19 protein-coding genes are annotated in these 21,267 nt (G+C 63.1%); 12 read left to right on the forward strand and 7 right to left on the reverse strand.

All coding sequences use genetic code 11. The features are described from left to right. Window positions 1–52: 52 nt before the first annotated feature. The gene (locus QFZ41_RS05865) at window positions 53–670 is read left to right on the forward strand and encodes a DUF3103 family protein (RefSeq protein WP_429197890.1); all 618 of its coding nucleotides are present in this window, start codon (window positions 53–55) and stop codon (window positions 668–670) included. Here the strand turns inward: QFZ41_RS05865 and gcvT are convergent, their stop codons facing one another. Further along, entirely contained in the window at window positions 671–1,777 is a 1,107-nt protein-coding gene (gcvT, locus tag QFZ41_RS05870; RefSeq protein ID WP_429197891.1) for a glycine cleavage system aminomethyltransferase GcvT, read from the reverse strand. It abuts the gene before it with no gap. A gap of 124 nt (window positions 1,778–1,901) precedes the next feature. Between gcvT and QFZ41_RS05875 the strand changes: the two genes are divergently transcribed. Genes QFZ41_RS05875 through QFZ41_RS05890 form a run of 4 tightly spaced genes read left to right on the forward strand, consistent with a single transcriptional unit; the run spans window position 1,902 to window position 5,372 of the window. Beyond that, window positions 1,902–3,047 (forward strand): MlaE family ABC transporter permease, encoded by a 1,146-nt coding sequence (locus QFZ41_RS05875; protein WP_429197892.1) that lies wholly within the window; start codon window positions 1,902–1,904, stop codon window positions 3,045–3,047. Next, window positions 3,044–3,826, forward strand: a complete 783-nt coding sequence (locus tag QFZ41_RS05880) for an ABC transporter ATP-binding protein (protein WP_429197893.1) — start codon at window positions 3,044–3,046, stop codon at window positions 3,824–3,826. The genes QFZ41_RS05875 and QFZ41_RS05880 overlap by 4 nt, the downstream gene beginning before the upstream one ends. 5 nt (window positions 3,827–3,831) lie before the next feature. Next, the gene (locus QFZ41_RS05885) at window positions 3,832–4,770 is read left to right on the forward strand and encodes an MlaD family protein (RefSeq protein WP_429197894.1); all 939 of its coding nucleotides are present in this window, start codon (window positions 3,832–3,834) and stop codon (window positions 4,768–4,770) included. Continuing rightward, the gene (locus QFZ41_RS05890; protein WP_429197895.1) at window positions 4,767–5,372 is read left to right on the forward strand and encodes an ABC-type transport auxiliary lipoprotein family protein; all 606 of its coding nucleotides are present in this window, start codon (window positions 4,767–4,769) and stop codon (window positions 5,370–5,372) included. Before QFZ41_RS05885 ends, QFZ41_RS05890 begins: the two co-directional genes overlap by 4 nt. 156 nt (window positions 5,373–5,528) lie before the next feature. On the opposite strand, the gene QFZ41_RS05895 is transcribed toward QFZ41_RS05890, so the two are convergent. Further along, the gene (locus tag QFZ41_RS05895; protein WP_429197896.1) at window positions 5,529–6,176 is read right to left on the reverse strand and encodes an alpha-ketoglutarate-dependent dioxygenase AlkB family protein; all 648 of its coding nucleotides are present in this window, start codon (window positions 6,174–6,176) and stop codon (window positions 5,529–5,531) included. Beyond that, window positions 6,125–7,525 (reverse strand): amidase, encoded by a 1,401-nt coding sequence (locus QFZ41_RS05900; protein WP_429197897.1) that lies wholly within the window; start codon window positions 7,523–7,525, stop codon window positions 6,125–6,127. Before QFZ41_RS05900 ends, QFZ41_RS05895 begins: the two co-directional genes overlap by 52 nt. A 146-nt stretch (window positions 7,526–7,671) precedes the next feature. Between QFZ41_RS05900 and QFZ41_RS05905 the strand changes: the two genes are divergently transcribed. From QFZ41_RS05905 to QFZ41_RS05935, 7 genes are all read left to right on the forward strand, one after another. Further along, on the forward strand, window positions 7,672–9,279 hold the full coding sequence (locus QFZ41_RS05905) for an electron transfer flavoprotein-ubiquinone oxidoreductase (RefSeq protein ID WP_429197898.1): 1,608 nt from the start codon (window positions 7,672–7,674) through the stop codon (window positions 9,277–9,279). 2 nt (window positions 9,280–9,281) lie between these two features. Beyond that, the gene (locus QFZ41_RS05910) at window positions 9,282–9,443 is read left to right on the forward strand and encodes a hypothetical protein (protein ID WP_429197899.1); all 162 of its coding nucleotides are present in this window, start codon (window positions 9,282–9,284) and stop codon (window positions 9,441–9,443) included. A gap of 195 nt (window positions 9,444–9,638) precedes the next feature. Beyond that, window positions 9,639–11,666 carry a glycosyltransferase gene (locus QFZ41_RS05915; RefSeq protein ID WP_429197900.1) on the forward strand — a complete coding sequence of 676 codons (2,028 nt, stop codon included), beginning with the start codon at window positions 9,639–9,641 and terminating at the stop codon, window positions 11,664–11,666. Window positions 11,667–11,668: 2 nt separating this feature from the next. Beyond that, window positions 11,669–13,717 carry a glycoside hydrolase family 99-like domain-containing protein gene (locus QFZ41_RS05920; RefSeq protein ID WP_429197901.1) on the forward strand — a complete coding sequence of 683 codons (2,049 nt, stop codon included), beginning with the start codon at window positions 11,669–11,671 and terminating at the stop codon, window positions 13,715–13,717. A 124-nt stretch (window positions 13,718–13,841) separates the two neighbouring features. Then, window positions 13,842–14,588, forward strand: a complete 747-nt coding sequence (locus QFZ41_RS05925; protein WP_426286874.1) for an electron transfer flavoprotein subunit beta/FixA family protein — start codon at window positions 13,842–13,844, stop codon at window positions 14,586–14,588. Between the two features lie 22 nt (window positions 14,589–14,610). Further along, on the forward strand, window positions 14,611–15,552 hold the full coding sequence (locus QFZ41_RS05930) for an electron transfer flavoprotein subunit alpha/FixB family protein (RefSeq protein WP_426286873.1): 942 nt from the start codon (window positions 14,611–14,613) through the stop codon (window positions 15,550–15,552). Between the two features lie 281 nt (window positions 15,553–15,833). After that, window positions 15,834–17,555 (forward strand): DUF6077 domain-containing protein, encoded by a 1,722-nt coding sequence (locus QFZ41_RS05935; RefSeq protein ID WP_429197902.1) that lies wholly within the window; start codon window positions 15,834–15,836, stop codon window positions 17,553–17,555. Here QFZ41_RS05935 and QFZ41_RS05940 read toward each other — a convergent pair. From QFZ41_RS05940 to QFZ41_RS05955, 4 genes are read right to left on the reverse strand one after another with little or no spacing between them, the layout of a single operon-like run. Further along, entirely contained in the window at window positions 17,492–18,211 is a 720-nt protein-coding gene (locus QFZ41_RS05940) for a hypothetical protein (RefSeq protein WP_429197903.1), read from the reverse strand. The two genes, QFZ41_RS05935 and QFZ41_RS05940, sit on opposite strands and share 64 nt — an antisense overlap. Continuing rightward, complete coding sequence (locus tag QFZ41_RS05945) at window positions 18,156–18,521, reverse strand: glycosyltransferase (protein ID WP_429197904.1); 366 nt, start codon at window positions 18,519–18,521, stop codon at window positions 18,156–18,158. Before QFZ41_RS05945 ends, QFZ41_RS05940 begins: the two co-directional genes overlap by 56 nt. Then, on the reverse strand, window positions 18,518–18,964 hold the full coding sequence (locus QFZ41_RS05950; protein WP_429197905.1) for a GtrA family protein: 447 nt from the start codon (window positions 18,962–18,964) through the stop codon (window positions 18,518–18,520). The genes QFZ41_RS05945 and QFZ41_RS05950 overlap by 4 nt, the downstream gene beginning before the upstream one ends. A gap of 44 nt (window positions 18,965–19,008) precedes the next feature. Continuing rightward, window positions 19,009–21,165 (reverse strand): hypothetical protein, encoded by a 2,157-nt coding sequence (locus QFZ41_RS05955; protein WP_429197906.1) that lies wholly within the window; start codon window positions 21,163–21,165, stop codon window positions 19,009–19,011. Window positions 21,166–21,267 lie beyond the last annotated feature (102 nt).

Genomic DNA, 21,267 nt, shown 5'->3' on the forward strand with positions numbered 1-21,267 from the left:
CGCGGCCGCCCCTCCATTCCTCTGCCTGTATACGCCAAGGAACGGTATCGATATGAAAAGCGTCACGCCCGGCAGGCTCGCCCTGGCCGTCCTCGTCATTGGAAGCGCGTTCTGGGCGATCCCTGCCCGGGCCATCCCTTCAACCGGGGATGGCCATGCCAGTACCGCGACGACCATCCTTCGCCGCATCCTTTTGCGCGATGACAAGGAGCCTGACGCCGCCGGTGCCGCGGAGATCTTCGCCGTCGTTTCCGGCGTTGGCCATGACGGGAAGGCACGTGTCGAGATCCACCCCATGCCATGGCTCACCCACGACCGTCGCTGGTTTTACCCGGATCACCCGCTCGTCGACTGGAGCCTGTTCTCCGCGGGTTACGTCAACATCCAGCTTTTCGAAGACGATGGCGCCGCGCGGCACGACCGGTTGATCGACCAGTTGGCCGAGGTCCTGGCCTCCCTGGAAACATGGCTACCGGGATCCTCACTGGCGGCCGCGAGATCCCAGGTACAGACGATGGGCGACCTGGTCCTCGCCACCATGCGCACGCGCGCGTTCCTCAATGAAACAGACTACGTCGACTCGTTTTACGTGATCGAGCGCGGCAAGAAATATCTCAACCAGAACGGCGCCGCGAGGAACGCCATGCTCACGCTCGAACCGGGCGGGTGATCAGTCGACGATGCCTGGCATCGGCTGGCCGTCGCGGACGAAGGGGAACTTCACCACGCGCACCGGTACTTCACGGCCCCGAATGTCCACGCGTACGTCGCCGAGTTCGCCGGCCGGCACACGGGCGAACGCCACGGACTTACCGAGGGTCGGCGCGAAACCGCCCGAGAGGATTTCTCCCTCCCCGGCGGACGTCAGTACCTTCTGGCCGTGGCGCAGCACGCCCTTGTCGTCCATGACCAGTCCGACCATGACCCGCGGCACACCCGCCGCCTTCTGTTTCTCCAGCGCCGAACGGCCGATGAAGTCACGGCCTTCGTCCAGCGAGATCGTCCAGGCCAGCGACGCCTCCCACGGCGTCACCGTCTCGTCCATGTCCTGGCCGTAGAGGTTCATGCCCGCCTCGAGACGCAACGTATCGCGCGCACCCAGTCCGGCCGGGGCGACACCCGCCTCACGCAGCAGGTTCCACAACTCCACGACGCGGGTATTCGGGACCACCACCTCGAACCCGTCCTCACCGGTGTAGCCGGTGCGGGCGAGGAACAGGGGCATGCCGTTCGGGCCTTCGACCTCGATGGCCGCGAACTTGCCGAGCTTCGTCGCCTTCTCGCGGACTTCTTCGGGCAGCAGGCCGATCGTCTTCGCGCGGGCGTTCGGCCCCTGCACGGCGATCATGCCGAACTCGGGACGCTCGCGGACGGTGACGCCGAAGGCGGCCGCCTGCTTCTCGATCCATGCCAGGTCCTTGGCGCGCGTGGCGGCGTTCACCACCAGGCGGAAGAAGTCCTCGCGGAGGAAATAGACGATGAGGTCGTCGATGACGCCACCGTTCTCATCGAGCATGCAGGTATAGAGCGCCTTGCCGGGCTTGGCCAGCTTGTCGACATTGTTGGCCACCAGCTTGCGAAGGAACTCGCGGGTACGATCGCCGGTGAGATCGACCACCGTCATATGCGACACGTCGAACATGCCGGCGTCCTTGCGAACCGCATGGTGCTCCTCGATCTGCGAGCCGTAGGCGATGGGCATGTCCCAGCCGCCGAAGTCGACCATGCGGGCGCCGAGCTCGCGGTGGGTGGCGTTGAGTGCGGTCTTGTCGGTCATCGTCGTACCTTGCAGGGGAATGGCGGCGGGTGCAGCCTGGCATTATCGGGGCCCAGGGGCCTCTCGTCCAAGCGCGGTCGCAGCATCGGCGATTTCGTGCGGTAGTCCTGCTAGCCTTTGACGCATGGCGACAGCACCACCCCTCCCCGGCTCGGCCACGCTCACCCGCGACACGGGCGGAGCGCGGCTGGCCATCGCCGGCGACTGGACCCTGCCCCATTACTCCGACCTCCAGCGCCGCGCCAACGAGCTGGCCGGCTCGATCGGCCCGGACATCGCCGTCGATATCGACCGCCTCGGCGCCATGGATACCTCGGGCGCCTTCGTCATCGCCGAACTGCTGGGCAGTTCGCGCACGCAGGCACTGGCCCAGGACGAGGCGCTTCCACCGGCGCGCCGCGCGCTGCTGAAGACCGTGGGCGATGCCATCGATACCTATTGCACCGGCGTGAAGCGTCCGCGCGACGCCGGATTCGTCGCCGCGCTGGAGCGCATCGGCAAGGCCATGCAAGGCTTCTGGAAACAGACGGCCAAATTGCTGGCCTTCATCGGCATCACCTTGCAGGGATTCCTGGCCACGGTGTGGCGCCCGCGCCGATGGCGCGTCACCTCGCTGGTGTCGCACATCGAGCAGACCGGCCTGGATGCCGTGCCCATCCTCGCCCTGCTCTCCTTCATGGTCGGTTGCGTGGTCGCCTTCCTCGGCGCCACCGCCCTGGCGAGCTATGGCGCCAGCCTGTTCACGGTGGACCTGATCGGTTTCGCCTTCCTGCGCGAGTTCGGCGTGCTGCTCACCGCCATCCTGCTGGCCGGCCGCACGGCCAGCGCGTTCACGGCGCAGATCGGCTCGATGAAGGCGCGAGAGGAAATCGACGCCATCCGCACCCTGGGCCTCGACCCGGTGGAACTGCTCGTGTTGCCGCGCGTGCTCGCCCTGCTCGTGGCGCTGCCGCTGCTGACTTTCCTGGCGATGATCGCGGGCATCGTCGGCGGCGGCGTGGTCTGCATGGCCGTGCTCAAGATGTCGCCCTCGATGTTCCTGTCGATGTTCCAGGCGGATATCTCACTGACCCAGTTCCTGGTCGGTATCGCCAAGGCGCCCGTCTTCGCCTTCATGATCGCGGTGATCGGTTGCATGGAGGGTTTCAAGGTGGCCGGCAGCGCGCAGTCCGTCGGCGAACACACCACCTCGGCCGTGGTGCAGTCGATCTTCGTGGTGATCCTGCTCGACGCGCTCGCCGCCCTCTTCTATATGGAGATGGGCTGGTGACGCGCGAGACCGTCATCGAGGTGAGGGGCCTGGTCAACCGGTTCGGCACGCAGACCGTGCACGAGAACCTCGACCTGGACGTCTACCGGGGCGAGATCATCGGCATCGTCGGTGGCTCGGGCACCGGCAAGTCCGTGCTGCTGCGCACGATCGTCGGACTGGTGCGGCCAGTGGCCGGGGAGGTACGCGTGTTCGGCGAAGACCTGCTCGCCCTGTCCGACGAACGGCGGTCCCGGGTGGAGCGACGCTTCGGCGTGCTGTTCCAGAGTGGCGCCCTGTTCTCTTCGCTCACCGTGGCGGAGAACGTGGCCCTGCCCCTGGTCGAACACGCCGGTCTTCCCCGCGTGGATGCGCAGCGGCTGGCCGGTGTGAAACTCGCCCTCGCCGGCCTGCCCGTGGACGCGGGAAGGAAATACCCCTCGCAGCTTTCCGGCGGCATGGTCAAGCGCGCGGCGCTGGCCCGCGCCCTGGCCCTCGACCCGGAGATCCTGTTCCTCGACGAGCCGACCGCAGGCCTCGATCCGATCAGCGCCGCCGCCTTCGACAGCCTCATCGTCACCTTGCGCAATGCCCTGGGCCTCACGGTCTTCCTGGTGACGCACGACCTCGACACCCTCTACTCCACCTGCGATCGCGTCGCCGTGCTTTCGCAGAAGCGCGTGCTCGCCGCCGCACCCATCGACGAAGTGGCGCGCACCGACGACGCCTGGGTACAGGCTTATTTCAATGGACCGCGCGGCCGCGCGGCCACCCGCGCCGCTCATCCCGGCAAGGACTGAAGACCATGGAAACCCGCGCCCATCATGTCCTGATCGGACTGTTCACCGTCCTCGTCGTGCTCTTCGGCCTCGGCTTCGGCGTCTGGCTGGCGAAAGCGCATTCCGACCAGGAATGGAACTATTACGATATCGTCTTCAACGAGGCGGTGACCGGCCTGTCCCGAGGGGGCGCCGTGCAGTACAACGGCATCCGCCTGGGCGACGTGATGCAACTGCGCCTCGACCCGCAGGATCCCCGCCGCGTGCTGGCGCGTGTCCGTGTGGAAGGCGACACGCCGTTGCGCAAGGACACCCACGCCAAGCTCGCGCTCACGGGCGTGACCGGCGTGGCGATCATCCAGCTTTCGGGCGGCTCGCCGGGCAGCCCGCCGCTGGTGGGCCACGATGGCGAGGTGCCGGTGATCATCGCCGATCCCTCGCCTTTCGCCCGCCTGCTGGCCAACGGCGAAGACCTGATCACCAATATCAACCAGGCCGCCGCACGCGCCAGCGAGTTGCTGTCGAAGGAGAACGTGCACCGGATCGAGCGCACGCTCGATCACCTGGACAAGACCACCGGCGTGATCGCGGACGAGCGTGAGGACATCCGTTCCCTGATCAAGCAACTGGCCCTGGCGACCCAGCAGGCCAACGACACACTGGCCGAGAGCCGTACGCTGGTGCACAACGCCAACGGGCTCATCGAAGGCCAGGGCAAGGCGACGCTGGAAAGCGCGCAGCGCGCGATGGCCTCGCTGGAACACTCCATGGCCTCGGTCGACCGCCTGCTCAACGACAACAGCGACGCGATCAACGGCGGCGCCGCCAGCCTTGGCGAACTCGCGCCCGCACTGCGCGAACTGCGCGACACGCTGGGCTCGCTGCGTTCGATCACGCGCCGCCTCGACGAGAATCCCAGCGGCTATCTTTTCGGCCGCGAAAAGACCAAGGAGTTCACCCCATGAGCCGTGTCCGCTTCGCCGCTCCGCTGGTTCTCGCGCTGCTGACGGCGTGTTCGATCCTGCCCAAGGCGGAAACGCCACATATCTATACGTTGCCAGCGGCGCCGGGCGCTCGCCCCGCCGCGCCGACGCCCGTGAACTGGGCGCTGCGCATCGCCGCGCCCAACGCGCCGCGCGCCCTCGACAACTCGCGCATCGCGGTGGTACCGGAGTCGAACACGATCACGGTTTATGGCGGCGCCCGCTGGGCCGACACCTCGCCGCACCTCTTCCGCGAACGACTGGCCGATGCCTTCCGCGATACCGGACGCGTCGCCGCGATCAGCACCGACGACAGCAACCTGGCCGCGGACTATGAACTGGGCGGCGGCCTGGATGCGTTCCAGACGGAATACGTGGGCGGCAAGCCGGAAGTGGTGATCCGTTACGACGCGGTGCTGGCGAGCACGCGCAAGCACCAGATCGTGGGCAGCCGTCGCTTCGAGGTGCACGAGCCGGTCGATGGGAAGGAAGTGCCGCGGGTGGTCGAGGCCTTCGGCCGGGCGATGGATAAGGTGTCGGCGGATGTGGTGGGGTGGACGTTGCAGACGGTGCCGGGGAAGTAGGTTGTCGCACAAGAGCATCGCCGACAGGGTCGGCTCCCACCGGATTAACCGTAACCTGATGGATTAACGGTAACCTGGTGGGAAGCCGGCTAGCCGGCGATGCTCTTCGCCTCGGTGGGAGCCGACCCTGTCGGCGATGCTCTTGTGGGAGCCGCTTCAGCGGCGAAGCTCTCCAATAGAACGAAAGGTGAGGTTGACCCGCGGCCCCAATACCCGCTTCCGCACCGGCAACTCATGCTTGTACAAACGCTGCGTGCCCCCCGCCATCCGCAGCAGGCCGCCATGCGGAAGATCGATCGCCACTGGCTCGCCGCCCGCCTTCGCCCGGAAACGGAACGTCCTCTCGGCGCCCAGGCTCAATGAAGCGATCAACGGCTCCGGCCCCAGCTCCGGTTCGTCGTCGCTGTGCCAACCCATGCGATCGCCGCCGTCGCGATACAGGTTCGCGAGAACGCTGTTGAAACGGCCACCGCACGCCTCGGCGACGCGCTCGCGCAGCGCCGCCAACACCGGTGTCCAAGGATGTGGCACGAAGCGCGTGCCGGAATAGCGGTACGTCGCGTCGTCGTCACCGATCCATGCACTCAGCCGGGGCGAATCAACTACCCGGCCAAACATGCGGATGCGATGCACTTCCCAGGGCACTTCGTCGATCAACTTTGCCAGCAACGCGTCGGCTTCTTCGCGCTCCAGCCATGCCGGCGCGAAGGTGATGTCCGCGCCGGGCAGTGCGACGCGATGCCAGCCGGGGCTCAGACGGGTTCGACCGGGTACGGCGGCTCCGCGTCCAGCGACGACGCACATACGCCGGCCAGTTCGAGCAGGCGGAGATCCGAGCCGCGAGCGCCCACCAGCTGGAGGCCGATCGGCATGCCATTGGACAAGGTGCCCATGGGAATGCTCACAGCCGGGCAACCGGCAAGGCTGGCGAAGCTGCACAGGTCGGCCTGCGAAGAAGGCACCGGCCCATCGAGCGGGAACGCGCCCTGCGGGGTCGTGGGCAGCACCAGCACGTCGACCTGGGCGAACAGGCGGCGCATTTTCAGCGTGGCCGCATCGAGTACGAGGTCGGCCGCCACATAGTCGGCCGCGGACTTCCTTGCCGCGAAACCGACCATGTCGCGGAATCCGTTCGACACCGGATAGGCCTCATCGGCCAGTTCGGTCGCGAAGGTGTTGAGCATTTCGGCCTCCATCAGCAGGAGGCCGGCACGGCGGGTCCTGGCGAAATCCCAGTCGGAGAAATCGACCGTTCGGCGCTCGCCCAGTTCGCCTTTCAACTTTGACAGGGCGTCGTTGAAGACGTCGATGACATCCGGCTCCACCCCCACCGCCGCGAGATCCGGCAGGAAACCCGCGCGGAGATTGCCCGGTTCCCAATCCGGCGGTGAGAAGGCGACGCGGCGCCGGCGGGAGCGCGCGTCGTCGGCGTCGTACCCGGCCAGCGTCTGCAAGAGCACCGTGAGATCGTCCACGCCGCGCGCCAGCAGGCCCACCGCATCGAGGCGGCGGGCCGCGGGTACCAGGCCGCGGGTGGATATCTCGCCATGCGTGGGTTTCAGCGCATAGACACCACAGTAGCTGGCGGGCACGCGGATCGAACCGAGTGTGTCCGAGCCGATCGCCGCGACCGCGAGTCCGGCAGCCACGGCCGCGGCCGCACCCCCGGACGAACCGCCCGCTGTGTAGCCCAGGCGGTGCGGATTGTGCGTCGCGCCATGGAAGGGGTTGTTCGTGGTCAGGCCGAGGGCGCCTTCGTCCATATTGGTCTTGCCCACCAGCACGGCCCCCGACGCGCGCAGCCGCGCGACGATATGGGCGTCTTCCTCGGGAACGACGGTTCGCCGCCGCATACCGGCCCGCGTCGGCACGCCGGCCACGTCGAAATTATCCTTGATGGCGATCGGCATGCCGTCGAGACGGCCGATGACACCGTCGCGACGCCGCCTGTCCGCCGCCAGGGCCTGTTCCTGGATCAGGGAGACGCTGTAGTCGGCGAAGGCGTTGAGCCGGGGGTTCAGGCGCTCGATGGCGTCCTGGTAAACGTCGGAAAGGGCCTGTGGCTGGACCCGTCCAATGGCCAGCCAATGCAGGATCTGCAGCAGTGTGGCGCGTCGCATGTCGACATCGGCGACCGGCGGCATCGTATTCATGAAATCTCCTTGCGCGTGGGACGATTATGAACGCCCCACGTGAAGATCGTGCAACCCGTGACGTTTGAAACGCCGATTTGCCCCGCTCCCGGCGAAACCGGACAATGCCGGGTTGATCCCGCAGCCAGCCGTTGAGTGAGCCAGCCATGAGCGAACGCGAAACCATGGAATACGACCTCGTCGTCGTCGGGGCCGGCCCGGCGGGCCTGGCGTTCGCCATTCGTACGAAACAGCTCAATCCCGAGGTCTCGGTCTGCGTGATCGAGAAGGCCTCGACGATCGGCGCGCAGATCCTCTCCGGCGCGGTGATCGAACCGGCCCCGCTCGACCGCCTCCTGCCCGACTGGCGCAAGAACCCGCCGCCGGTATGCGTGCCGGTCGCCAAGGACGAGTTCTGGTTCCTGCGCGACCACGCCTCCGGCATCAAGGCGCCGATGACGCCGCCGCAGATGAACAACCACGGCAACTTCATCGTGAGCCTTGGCGCCCTGTGCGCCTGGCTGGCGCCGCAGGCCGAGGCCCTGGGCGTGGACGTGTTCCCGGGCTACGCCGCGGCCGAGGCCCTGCTCGACGAAAGCGGCGCGGTGAACGGCGTGCGCATCGGCGACATGGGCGTCGCGCGTGACGGCAGCCACAAGCCCGGCTACACCGAGGGCATCGACATCCGGGCCAAGGTGACCGTCCTGGCAGAAGGCTGCCGCGGCCATATCAGCAAGACGCTGATCAAGAAGTTCGACCTCGACGCCAACAGCGATCCGCAGACCTACGGCATCGGCATCAAGGAACTCTGGCAGCTGCCGCCCGGCCGGGGCGAGCCGGGCAAGGTGGTGCACACCCTCGGTTGGCCGCTGGCCAACGACACCTACGGCGGCAGCTTCCTGTATCACATGGACAACGACCGGGTGGCGGTCGGCTTCGTGGTCGGCCTGGACTACCCCGACCCGAACTTCTCGCCGTTCGAGGCGTTCCAGCAGTTCAAGCACCACCCCAACGTGAAGGGCCTGCTCGAAGGCGGCAGCATCGTGTCCGCGGGTGCGCGCGCCATCATCGAAGGCGGCGCGCAATCGCTGCCGAAGGTCGAGATGCCGGGCGCGATCCTGATCGGTGACTCCGCCGGGCTGGTCAATGTGCCGAAGATCAAGGGTACCCACCAGGCCATCGCGTCGGGCATGCTCGCCGCCGAACATCTCGTCGCGTCGCAGCTGTCGCCGGCTGGCTGGGATGCGAAGCTGCGCGGCTCCGCCGTCGTCGATGAACTGAAGAAGGTGCGCAACATCCGGCCTGGCTTCAACAAGGGGTTGTGGTGGGGGTTGATCAATGCGGCATGGGAGACGGTGACCGGTGGGCGTTCGCCCTGGACGTTGAAGAACCACGCGGACTGGTCGGCCCTCGGTAAGCTCGGCAAGTACGAGGCGCCGAAGAAGGACTATGTCGATCGGACGCTGGCGCCGCGTGACCGTCTGGCCAGCGTTTACTTCGCCGCCACCGAGCACGACGAAGACCAGCCGGTGCACCTGAAGGTGGCCGATACGTCGATCTGTATCGAGCGGTGTACCACCGAGTATGGGAATCCTTGCCAGCGGTTCTGCCCGGCGGGGGTGTACGAGATCGTGCAGGATGACGCAGGGCGGCGTTTGCAGATCAACGCGGCCAATTGCGTGCATTGCAAGACGTGCGATATCAAGGACCCTTATCAGATCATCACCTGGGTGACGCCTGAGGGTGGGTCTGGGCCGAATTACCAGAACCTCTGACCATGCTCGTTCGCCTGGGATGGCTCGCCTGGTTGGGCCTTGTCGCGGCATGCATCTGGTTGACGTGGCATGCGCTGTTCGACGGTACCGTCCGGGATCACGACATCCAGTTGGTGGCCCTGTCCCACAACCCCGTGGCGGCTGTCGACGCCCGCGTACGCTAGGCGCTAGAGGCCATGGAGCTCTGCGGCGAGGCGCACAAACTGAACGTGATTGGCGACAAGGCCGATCTTCGGCTATTGGATCTGGCCCAAAGGGACGATCAGCCCGGTAACATGAGCGGCCGGACCCGGAGGTAAGCGCCAGTGTCGACTCCCTTTTCTTGGCGTTATAAGCGCTTCCTGAGCATGACGCGACGCGTGCGCGCCAGCATCGCGCTGCGCGGGTGGAAGGGGACGATTGGGCGGATTTCGCAGGATCTGGCGCGGCGTCCGGATGTGGATGATTCGCTGAGTTTGTTGCCATTGGAGGCGGCTTTCACGTCCCTGTCCGTGCCCACGTCAGCGACGCCTCGCGTCAGTGTCGTGATTCCGGTGCACGGGAAAATCGAATACACCTTGGCCTGCCTGCGCTCCATCGCGAACGCCCCCCCGACGGATCCGTTCGAGGTGATCGTCGTGGACGACGCGTCGCCGGACAATACCGCAACGATCCTGGCAGGGATTTCCGGAATGCGCGTCATCAACAACGAAAGGAATCTCGGTTTCGTGGGCAGTTGTAACGCGGGCGCTGCGGCGGCTCTTGGCGAATATCTCATCTTCCTCAACAACGACACGCAGGTGACGCCCGGCTGGAGCGACGCGCTGCTGCGGTGTTTCGAACGCCATCCCCGCGCAGGAATTGCAGGCAGCCAACTCGTCTACCCTGATGGACGCCTCCAGGAAGCGGGCGCCTGGGTGTTCGCCGATGCGTCGGCATGGAACATCGGACGCTTCACCTCGCGGAAGAATCCCGCGCTTCGGTACGCCCGCACTGTCGATTACGTCTCCGGCGCATCGCTGGCCATCTCTCGTGACTTGTTCGACTCACTGGGCGGTTTCGACGCACGTTTCGCGCCAGGCTATTACGAAGACACTGACCTCGCCTTCGCCGCTCGCGCTGCTGGGCGATCGGTCTGGTACGTGCCAGACAGCATGGTAGTGCACTCGGAAGGCATCAGTTCCGTTGGCCTCGGAGACACAGGGATGAAGCGCTACCAAGCCGTCAACCAGACCAAGTTTGCGGAGAAATGGCGCGAGGCCCTGCGGAAGCAGCCGGCGCCTGGCACACCGCTGGCCGTCGTGGATCGCGCACGCCATCGCGGTACAGTGCTAGTGGTGGACACCGTCATGCCTGACGTGTCACGCGACTCGGGCTCGTTGCGCCTCGCTGGAATATTGAAGCTGCTGCTAGCGGATGGCTGGCACGTTGTCTTCGCGCCCGACGACGGGCACGCCGAGGACACTGCCATTCGAGAGCTTGGCGCACTCGGCGTCGAGGTGCTCGTCAAGCCATGGGTGAGCGGCGTGCCGTCTTGGCTCGCAGCGAATCATCGTGATCTGCACGCAGCCATTCTTTGTCGCCACACCGTGGCGGCGCAGTACGAAAGCCTGGTGCGTCGACACGCGCCAAGCGCCAAGCTGATCTTCGATACGGTGGACCTGCATTTCCTGCGGGAAGGGCGCGCCGCCGAACGCAGCGGCAACAGGGCCCTCGCCAGACAAGCCAGGGCCAGCAGGCGCCAAGAGCTGAGACTGATTGAGAAAGCCGACACCACCTTCGTCGTCAGCGAGTACGAACGCGACATGCTCTGCCGGTTGATGCCGGGCGCGAGGGTGGCGCTCCTCTCCAATATCCACGACATTTACGGACGCGAGGCGGGCTTCGAAGGACGGCGCGACCTTCTTTTCATCGGTGGTTATGGTCACCCGCCGAACGCCGATGCGATGCACTGGATGGCGGATGACATCCTGCCAGCGCTCAGGCAAGTGGTGCCGGACGCGCGGATATGGGTTGCCGGAGACGTGCCCGACGCCGAGCGTCGCGCCTTCTCCGACGCCGGGCTGGACATGCTCGGTCGCGTCCCAGATCTGGCGCCGCTGATGAACTCGGTCCTCGCGTCAATAGCACCGCTGCGCTTCGGCGCCGGGGTCAAGGGTAAGGTCAATATGGCCATGAGCCATGGATTGCCTGTGATTGGCAGCACCGTTGCCGTCGAGGGCATGCGGCTCGCGGACGGGCAGGAAGTCCTCGTCGCAAATGATGCGAAATCGTTCGCCACGGCTTACGCACGCCTCGCGGCGGACGAAGCACTCTGGAACCGCCTTTCCGATCATGCGCTGCAAAACGTGCGCACCCACTTTTCCGCCGATGCCGCCATGGCGACCTTACGCAAAGCGATCGACTGACGATGCGTCTCAATACCATTCTACGCTCCCTGCTGTTTCGCAGTCTCAGGCTTGGCTTCAGGCTGACACCGATGCCCGCGGCTACCCGCGATCGGATACGACAACGTTTCCTCGATCGTCATGGTTCATTGGTACCCACCGCCCCTGAAGGACGACCGGCACCACCGCACGCATGGCGTCCGTACGACCACTCGGCGCACCGCGCACTGGGATTCGTTCCCCGTCGCAATGAAGCGCTTCCCGTGCCGTTGCCAGCGACCGTTGTGGCGTTCTATCTCCCACAGTTCCACCCGATCCCGGAAAACGATGCATGGTGGGGCACTGGTTTTACTGAGTGGCACAATGTCACCAGGGCATTACCGCAGTTCGAAGGGCATCTACAGCCGAGGTTACCCGGCGACATCGGTTACTACGATTTACGCCTTCCAGAGGTCATGCGCGAGCAGATGACACTCGCTCGCGAGTACGGCGTTGGCGCGTTTTGCAGCTATTTCTACTGGTTCGCCGGCAAGACACTGCTTGAGAGGCCGATGAAGCAATGGCTGGCCGACCCGTCGATGGATCTACCAGTCTGTCTTTGCTGGGCGAACGAGAACTGGTCGCGTCGCTGGGACGGTCGCGCGGGCGAGGTCCTGATCGGCCAAGCGCATAGCCCCCAGGACGACTTGGCGTTCATCGAGTACGTGTCGGTCTATCTGCGCGACCCTCGCTATCTGAGGGTAGAAGGCAAGCCGATGTTGCTCGTCTATCGGCCGGGTCTGTTACCCGACCCACGCGCAACAGCCGATCGCTGGCGCGCGTGGTGTCGGGAGAACGGTCTCGGTGACATCCATCTCGCCTATGTACAGAGTTTCGACAACGTCGATCCGTCGACCATCGGATTCGATGCCGCCGTAGCTTTTCCGCCGAACAACATGAGCCTGGAACCTATCAATCCCGAGTATCGGCTCATCAATACTGATTTCGCGGGGCACCTCTATGATTGGCGAGATCTGGCTGCGCAGGCGATGGCCGCGAAGGAGCCGGCCTACCGGCTTTACCCCGGTGTGAATCCCGGGTGGGACAATGAGCCGAGACGTAGCACTCGCGGCAGGAGCTTTGTTCGCGCCACTCCCAGGGCCTTCAGCGCATGGGTACGCCACGCCATAACCACTGCAGGAAAGCGCAGCCCTAGCGCACCGCTGGTTTTTGTGAATGCATGGAACGAATGGGCGGAAGGCGCCGTACTCGAACCTGATGTGCGCCATGGCTACGCGTGGCTTGAAGCGGTGCGGACGGCGCTGGGCCCTGAGGTGCCGGTGCGGACGCGGCCATGTGTCGTGATCCACGTTTGGTACCCCGAACTGTTGGAGGAAATTGTCACTGCGTTGCGAGCTACGGGATTGACGTTGCGCTGGATTCTCACCGTCCCCACGGAGCGGGAGGAGGCTGTTCGGCGCGAAACGGCGAGACTCAATCTCGACGCGGAACTCGTCGTCGCACCCAACAGGGGGCGCGACATCCTTCCGTTCCTGCGCCTCGCCGGAAGGCTTCTGGATGAGGGCGAAGATGTGGTTCTGAAGTTGCACACCAAACGATCGACACATCGGCAAGATGGCGCTGCGTGGCGTGCGGAACTGCTGGAGCGGCTGGTTGCGCCGGACCGTACTGCCGCCATTGTCCGTGAGTTCGAGGGTGATCGACGGCTGGGTCTGGTCGCACCGGAGGGACACGTCCAACCGCTGAACTTCTACTGGGGCGACAATGCCGCCAACGTGGAGTACCTGTGCTCTTTCATTGGCATTGATGCGCCGAAGACCGACTCGGACACATTTATCGCAGGCAGCATGTTCTGGTGCCGCTTATCGGCACTGGCGCCACTGATAGACGCCCCCCTTTCCGAGTTGGAGTTCGCTCCGGAAGCTGGACAGGTCGACGGAACCATGGCACATGCGGTGGAGCGAGTGATTTCATTGACCGCCAGGGACGGCGGTTTCCGAACCGTTTCGGCCGGGTCACTGGTGGGCATCGAGGAACCAGGAGGGCCGTACGCCTATGCCCAACGGCATTGATCCGGAAAGATCGATGCGGGCCTTTCGCACTGCGTCAAACGCCAGTTTGAAGATTCGCTAGAATACGCCGTCAATTCAAAGCCCCCGGTGTCGCCGTGGGCATTCCAATGAACAGGAACCGCGAATGAAGATTCTGGTCGGCTACAAGCGCGTCGTTGACTATAACGTCCGCATTCAGGTCAAGCCCGACGGCACCGGCGTGATCACGGACGGCGTGAAGCTCTCCGCCAACCCGTTCGACGACATTGCCCTCGAGGAGGCCCTGCGCCTACGCGAGAAGGGCGTGGTCGAGGAAGTGGTCGTCGTGGGGATAGGGCCGGCGGACCTGACCGCGCACCTCCGCAACGGCCTTGCCATGGGCGCCAACCGCGCCATCCACGTGCAGACGGCGGACGCCGTCTCGCCGCTGACGGCCGCCCGCACCTTCCTGAAGCTGGTCGAAAAAGAGCAGCCTGGCTTGGTGATCCTGGGCAAGCAGGCCATCGATGACGACGCCAACCAGACCGGCCAGATGCTGGCGGCCCTATGGGATCGCCCCCAGGCCACGTTTGCCGGCAAGGTCGAGATTGCCGATGGCAAGGCCAGGGTTACCCGCGAAGTCGACGCGGGCCTCGAGGTCATCGAGGCCGATCTGCCCGCCGTCATCACGACCGATCTCCGCCTCAACGAGCCGCGCTTCATCAAGCTGCCGGACATCATGAAGGCAAAGTCCAAGCCGATCGACGTGATCGAACTGGGCTCGCTGGGCGTCGAGACCGCCGACCATATCAAGACCATCCATTACGCCGCTCCGCCCAAGCGCAGCAAGGGCGTGATGGTGAAGGACGCCGCCGAGCTCGTCGCGGCCCTCAAGCAGAAGGGCCTGCTGTAAGGCAGCCGACCGGAGAATCGACATGACCAAGATCCTCGTTATCGCCGAACACCTCGACGGCAAGCTCAATGGCTCCACCGCCCGCGCCGTCAGCGCAGCCGCCGCCGTGAAGCCGGACGCCATCGATATCGTCGTGCTATCAGACGCCCCGGAGGCGGTAGCCGCCGAGGCCGCCAAGATCGACGGTGTCAGCAAGGTGCTGACCGTGGCGCGCGCTGAAAATGCGCGCTGTCTCGCAGCCGTCTACGCGCCGCAGATCGTCAAGGTGGCGGCTGGTTATACCCACGTCTTCGCGCCGTCGACGACCTTCGGCAAGGACCTGGCCCCCCGCGTGGCCGCGCTGCTGGGCGTGTCCCAGGTCAGCGACGTCATGAGCGTGGAAGGCTCACACACTTTCAAGCGCCCGATCTATGCCGGCAACGCCATCGTGACAGTGGAAGTCGATGCGTCCTCCATCGTGGTCGCGACGATCCGCACCGCCTCCTGGCCGGCCGCCGCGTCCAGCGGCTCGGCGCCGATCGAAGCCATGAGCGTCGACGCCGTCCTGCCCTCGCACACCCGCTTCGTCGACTTGCAGCAGGGCAAGAGCGATCGCCCGGACCTTCAGGGCGCGCCCAAGGTTGTCTCCGGTGGCCGCGGCGTGGGCTCGAAGGAGAACTTCGAAATCATCTACAGGTTCGCCGACAAGATCGGCGCCGCCGTCGGGGCGTCGCGCGCTGCGGTAGATGCGGGATACGTCCCAAACGAAATGCAGGTTGGCCAGACCGGCAAGATCATTGCGCCGGAGCTTTACATCGCCATCGGCATTTCGGGCGCGATCCAGCACCTGACCGGCATCAAAGATGCAGGCACGATCGTCGCGATCAACAAGGACGCCGAAGCGCCGATCTTTGAGATTGCCGACATCGGCCTCGTGGGCGATCTATTCAAGGTACTCCCTGAACTTGAAGCGGCCATTGGCTAAGCAATGACGCTCGGCATGATGCTTATGCTGACCATGAGTGTGCGTTGAACCTTCTGGCGTATTGCATCGTTGCACTTGCGGGATGGACACTCGCCGCCAACGGAGTGGTCCTGGTTGGTGGCTCGCTTCGTCTATTGGTCATGGTCGGACCCGTCGCGAGCATCCTCGCATTAGTTGCCCCGCGACTATGGCGGCATACCTCCGAGGCTCCCGCAACAGTGAGTCCGCCGCTCGCTGTTGCGCCTGGGCCTCCCGAACGGAGGTCTGCGGCTCTCGTTTGCATGGCTGCGGCGATCACGGCCCTCCTAGGCTTTTCATGGGTGGCGTTCTGGGCTGCCGCAGTCTCATATTTCGTTTACACGGCAAGAAGCGCTCGATCACTTCCTGACGCTACGACTGGGTCGCATGAGCGCCAATGGCCTTGGCCATTGGCGCTCATGTGCATCGCGAATGCGCTACTCGCGCTTTGGGTTGTACGGCCAGACCAGGACGACGCGTTCTACGTGGGGGTATCAGCGTTTGCCGCCGGACACCCAGGCGAGGCTCTTCTCGCCTTCGATCCCATGTTGGTGGAAAGGTCGTGGCCCTTAATTTTCCCAAGTTACCGATTCGCCAGTTACGAGTTATTGGTGGCCGCGATCGCGCATGTCAGTGGTATGTCTGCGATCACCATCACGCATGTCGCGCTGCCTCCATTGGCCGCCGCCGCCGCGATCCTGGCGACGTATTCTCTGGCTCGCGAACTTCGGATAGGCGCCGCTCTCGTTACGACATTCGTCTTCATGTTGCTGACAGTCGTGCTCGGCGAAACGGCCCGCTCGCCCGCAAACTTTGGTTTCGATCGCATCTTTCAAGGGAAGGCGGTACTACTCTCGGTCATCATTCCATCGATATATACGTTTACGTTCAGGTGCGCGAGGCATCGGCAAGGCCGAAAGGACCTGTATGTTCTGGGCTGCGCGTACCTGGCCGCCATCGGCACATCAAACTTCGGCATGTTGATCGCACCCATCGCAGGCTTGACTGCTGCCGCGGCGACATACGGCGCTGATCGTTCATTCCGTCGGCGAAGCTTGGAAGCAGGCGCGCTCGCCCTCATCCCGTTGCCGTATCTGGTCTGGGTGGCTGCGGCCTCGCACGCAGGCTCAGCTTTGGCCAACGTCCCCCTCGAGAGTGCGGGGCAAATCTGGACCTCGACATTTGGTCGATACGGTCAATTTCTCATCGCATTTACTCTGCTCATAGCGCCAGCCCTCACACGCGATCGGGTAACACGTAGGCTGTTGTCCATTCCAACGCTGATCTTCTTGGGAGTGGGACTTAATCCCCTTTTGTCGGCTTACATCGCCCGCTTTCTCACGACACCGCCTGTTTACTGGCGGATGACCTGGCAGATGCCGGTCTTGATCGTTTCAGCAACTGCGGTCGCTATGTTGATAGGCAAGGTCGCCATCAGGAATAAACAACTTCCCCGCAATGCCATCTATCCCTGTGCCCTTCTGGGCATCAGTGCCATGCTGCTTTGGTTGACCCAGTTCAGTACGTGGAGCAAGGCCAACGGAACGTCCTGGGCCTTTGCTCAACCAAAGCTGATACCTGCAGACGCAGACACGGCAAAGATTGCTCTCCATCATGCCCAACCTACCGGACGAATTCTCGCGCCTGACAATGTGTCAAGCATCATGGCGATGACGGAGAATCATCCACCCTTGGTCGTTGCCCGCAGCATGTATATCTACATGCTGCGCGATCTCATACCCCGCGACGACTATGAAAAACGAATGCGCTTGGCCATGTGGGTCAACGGGAGCGCGGACATCGACAGCGCGCAATTAGCGAACGACCTTGGCGCCTTGGATGTCAGGGTTGTGGTACGGCAGAAAGACACTGCCGCAACGGCACTTCGTGAAGCGGGCTTCACCCCCGTCGCGGAATCCGCTTACGAGACGATATGGGCGTCAGACAGAGCGTTCGAGCGCGAGCCCTTCATGCCTCGCCGATGAATTGCTCTCCTCGGAACGGAAGCGATGTCGTAACCGATGAATGCCAAGAGCAGTTGCAGCCCCCAAATAAGACTGACTGCAGTAATCATGATCGTTCCGACAGGTGTCGAACGACCATCCGCTGCCGACGAAATCCAGTGCGTTCCTCCAAAGAGGATCGCAAAGAGCAACAGAACGACCGAAACGACGAGTTCGGCAGAAGCAAGCGACACGTCGCGCAAGAAGTAATTGTAGAAGATTCGCTTGAAGAAGTTTCTCGCGTGCTTGAAGACAAATTCCCCGAGTATCTGTCGAATGTGCAGATTACTTACTTCGTCTCCGTACTTTGCGTCCATTGGGATGTCGACCACGGCGGCACGCAGCGTATTCAACCGAAATAGAAGATCCGTCTCGAAGAAATAGCGCTGACTTATCCTATCGAACGGAAGCCTGCGAGCCACATCGGCGTGGATGGCCGTGTAGCCATTCGTAGGATCGAAGAGATCCCAATACCCGGTCGACAGCTTCGCCATGAAAGACAGCATGGCATTTCCGAAAATGCGAATCCCAGGCATGCTGCCAATGTTACGCAAATCAAAAAACCGATTGCCCTTCGTATAGTCAGCTTGGCCCGTCGCTATGGGAAAGACGAACTCGGGTATCAATGAAGCATCCATTTGGCCGTCCACCGTCGACCTTGACGATGACATCCATGTCAGCCGCGACGGCCGCACGATACCCCTCCATGACTGCACCTCCCACACCTGTGTTCTCTGCGTTGAAGAGCACGGTCACGCGCGGGTCCGACACATTATCCTGTACCAGCTTTCCGGAGCCTTCGGGACAGCAGTCGTCCACGACAAATATATGGTCGCAATAGCCCAGGAGCGAAAGGACGACGTCCACGATATGGCGCGACACCTTGTAAGCCGGCACCACGGCGGCAACCCGCGCCTGAACAGGAACCTCGGTACGTTGGGTATTCATCTGTAGATCCAATGCCGGGACACAAGAAAACTGACTATCGCGAGTAGAATTTCAATAACGGGTTTTATAATCCACGCGGTGACGAGCCCCAAGGTATGCGTAGCAAGGGCTAGCGCACCTGTACTCACAGCAGTGGCGGCAAGCCAGAACATCGCAAACCGGCCGAGATGCACGCGATGCAGGCGCTCATCCTCCTTCAAGAAGGTGATCTTGCCGTTGAGCCAGAAGCCCAACAACGCTCCGGCCATCCTAGCGACCACATTGGCAATGGGCACAGACAGGCCCCAGTGTGACAACCCAATGAAGGTCGCCGCGTCGACGACCAATTGCGCCCCGCCTACGGCCACGAACAGAAACACCTCAATGCACCATATTGGCAGGCGCCTTGCGAAGGGCTGCACGAACTGTGGTAAGCGCGAGGTGACTTTATGATGTGCCGTCACGCCAGCTCCTCGACTCGCCAGGAGCATGCCTGCTCGCGGATAAGCTAGAGAACATGGCGTCGCCCTTCCCACTCGCCGTCCTTGCTCGTAAGGAACAGGTCATCGCGACCCGGAGCATGATTGAAGACGCCTACGGCGTACCAACTGGGCTTTCTCGGTCCGGCAGGAAGCGACAGGACGTAATGGACCAAGGAGTCCTGCTGGATCGCGGTCTCGTGGATTGGAGCGTAGGCCTGGGTAAGCTCGCCCTGTCGGTCTATCGAATGAACAAACAAAAGCCACTGCGAACTGGAATTCGGCATCGGCGATTCCTGAGACACATACACGTCGACCTTGGATGTGCCGTCATCTCGGGATGTGACGGTCACGCCGCGTATCGTTGCGACCAGAGTTTCCCCGAAATAGAGGGATATGGGCTCACGGACGAGATTGCCATCAAGCCCCTTGATACCTTCTTCCGATACGGTGTCTGGGTTGCTGAATCCGTCGTGGAAGACTTGACGGAATGTGTGCCCCGGTAAAAGCCGTTGCCTCGCGGCCTTGGCCACAGCCGAAGGGTCCAGAATTTCCAGCACCCGCACGCCACCATCAGACACAACTCGAACGCCGTCTGCTTCCCCGAGAGTCGATAGCCAAGCACGCACGAGTGCCTGCTCCTTGTCGAAATCGTCAGCCACGCGAATAGTGGCTGCGACCGCACCTGCGTGCTCGTACGGTTCGAACACCACAAATCGGGCCGCCAGCATTTCATCCAGACGGTACGCATGTTCGCGAACCCAATCGATCGGCAAGGCTGGGTTCGAATTTCCGCCCTTAAGCCCGAGTACGCGATTCCAATCCATCACTGCTTCGAAGGCTTTGACCTTGGGTGCGACGCCGCAATAGTAGACGATGCTAGTCCGTCCTGGCTCACGACTGATAAGTTCAGAAATCTCTCTACCCTGCCTGACCTCTTCCGAATGGAGATTCGTCGTCAGGTTCAGCCCCATCACCCTTTGCATTCCTAGCGACGGGTGCGACTCAAGAAGTAGCAGACCAATGATACCGGTTGGAATGAGAAATAGTGCCGAACACGCAACGACAGCACCGCGCACCCTGGTGGAAAGCCAGATCAGGCTCGGAACCACGCATGCCAGCGCCATCACCGGGAAAGGGAAGAAATATCGGACGTGTTCGATATTGGTCTGCCCGAGCCATAACCATGTACCTCCGGCGAGGCAGACGATTGCGACACCCAAGCGATCCCAATGGCGCTGGAATGTCGTGCAGAGAAGACCAACAAGCAAGAGCACCAGACACGATATCCCGAAAGCCAGATTCAGCTTCTCGGCCACCTGGGCGAGCGTCGGGGTGTGAACCTGAGCGGCGTGCAGCAACTTCATGCTGCTAAGCCCGTACAGATAGTTTTCCTTTGAAAAGTAGGCGGAACGGTAAAGAATCGCGGCTACAAATGCGTAGGAGCCCGCGTAAATCGCCACTCCTTTCCAGAAAGTGCGCGGCGAGATCTTCCGGCGATAGAGCAAACCAAGCGCCATGAGACCCCACGCGCCGGCGATGAGCATCATGAGCGTGAGGCCGGCCGGCTTGATGAAGATGGTGAGCACCGCGATTGCAGCCGACAACAGGGTATCTCGCATCCAGCGCTCGGGGACGGACCGCGTTGCCAACGCTATACCCACCGCTCCAATCGCACCAAACAAGGTATCCACGAATCCCCAGCTTCCCATGACCGGGACGCCTTCCGCCGACGCGAACTGGTAATACGAAGGCAAACTAGCGGACACGACCAACAGTACGCAAAGCACCCAAACGCTTCGCGAGTCCCGCCACGCGGTCCGGCCGGCCGCGACAAGGATGGCGAACGCAAGGATTAACGCGGGAAAGAATGACGAAAAGAAGTAGAACGGCCTGAAGTCTTCCGTGAACCCATAAGGGTGAGTAAAAAATACCGTGCCAAACGGTCGGATCTGGGGAATGAGATTCAGCGGGTTGAAAAATATCCCGTGCTCTTTCACCGCCGACCAGAACGCCTGCGCTTTCTGCACATAAGAGAGCGCGTCGAAAACCGGCGGCTCCGTTTCCTGGCTAGCGTATCGCCAGATGCCGTAGGCCGACACGCCAAGCCACAGCAGCACAAGAAGCAGCACGCCACGGATGACGTAACTGCGACGATGCTCATCCGCCATGTGTGAAGCACTCATCACACAACCTCTGCATTGCTGGGCGGCAAGCCCTCGGAGTGGAAGGTTTCACGTAGAGTACTTTTTCTAACGATCATGTATCAGGCAACCCTGGACCAATAT

Source organism: Luteibacter sp. W1I16 (assembly GCF_050434905.1).
Classification (GTDB): Bacteria; Pseudomonadota; Gammaproteobacteria; order Xanthomonadales; family Rhodanobacteraceae; genus Luteibacter.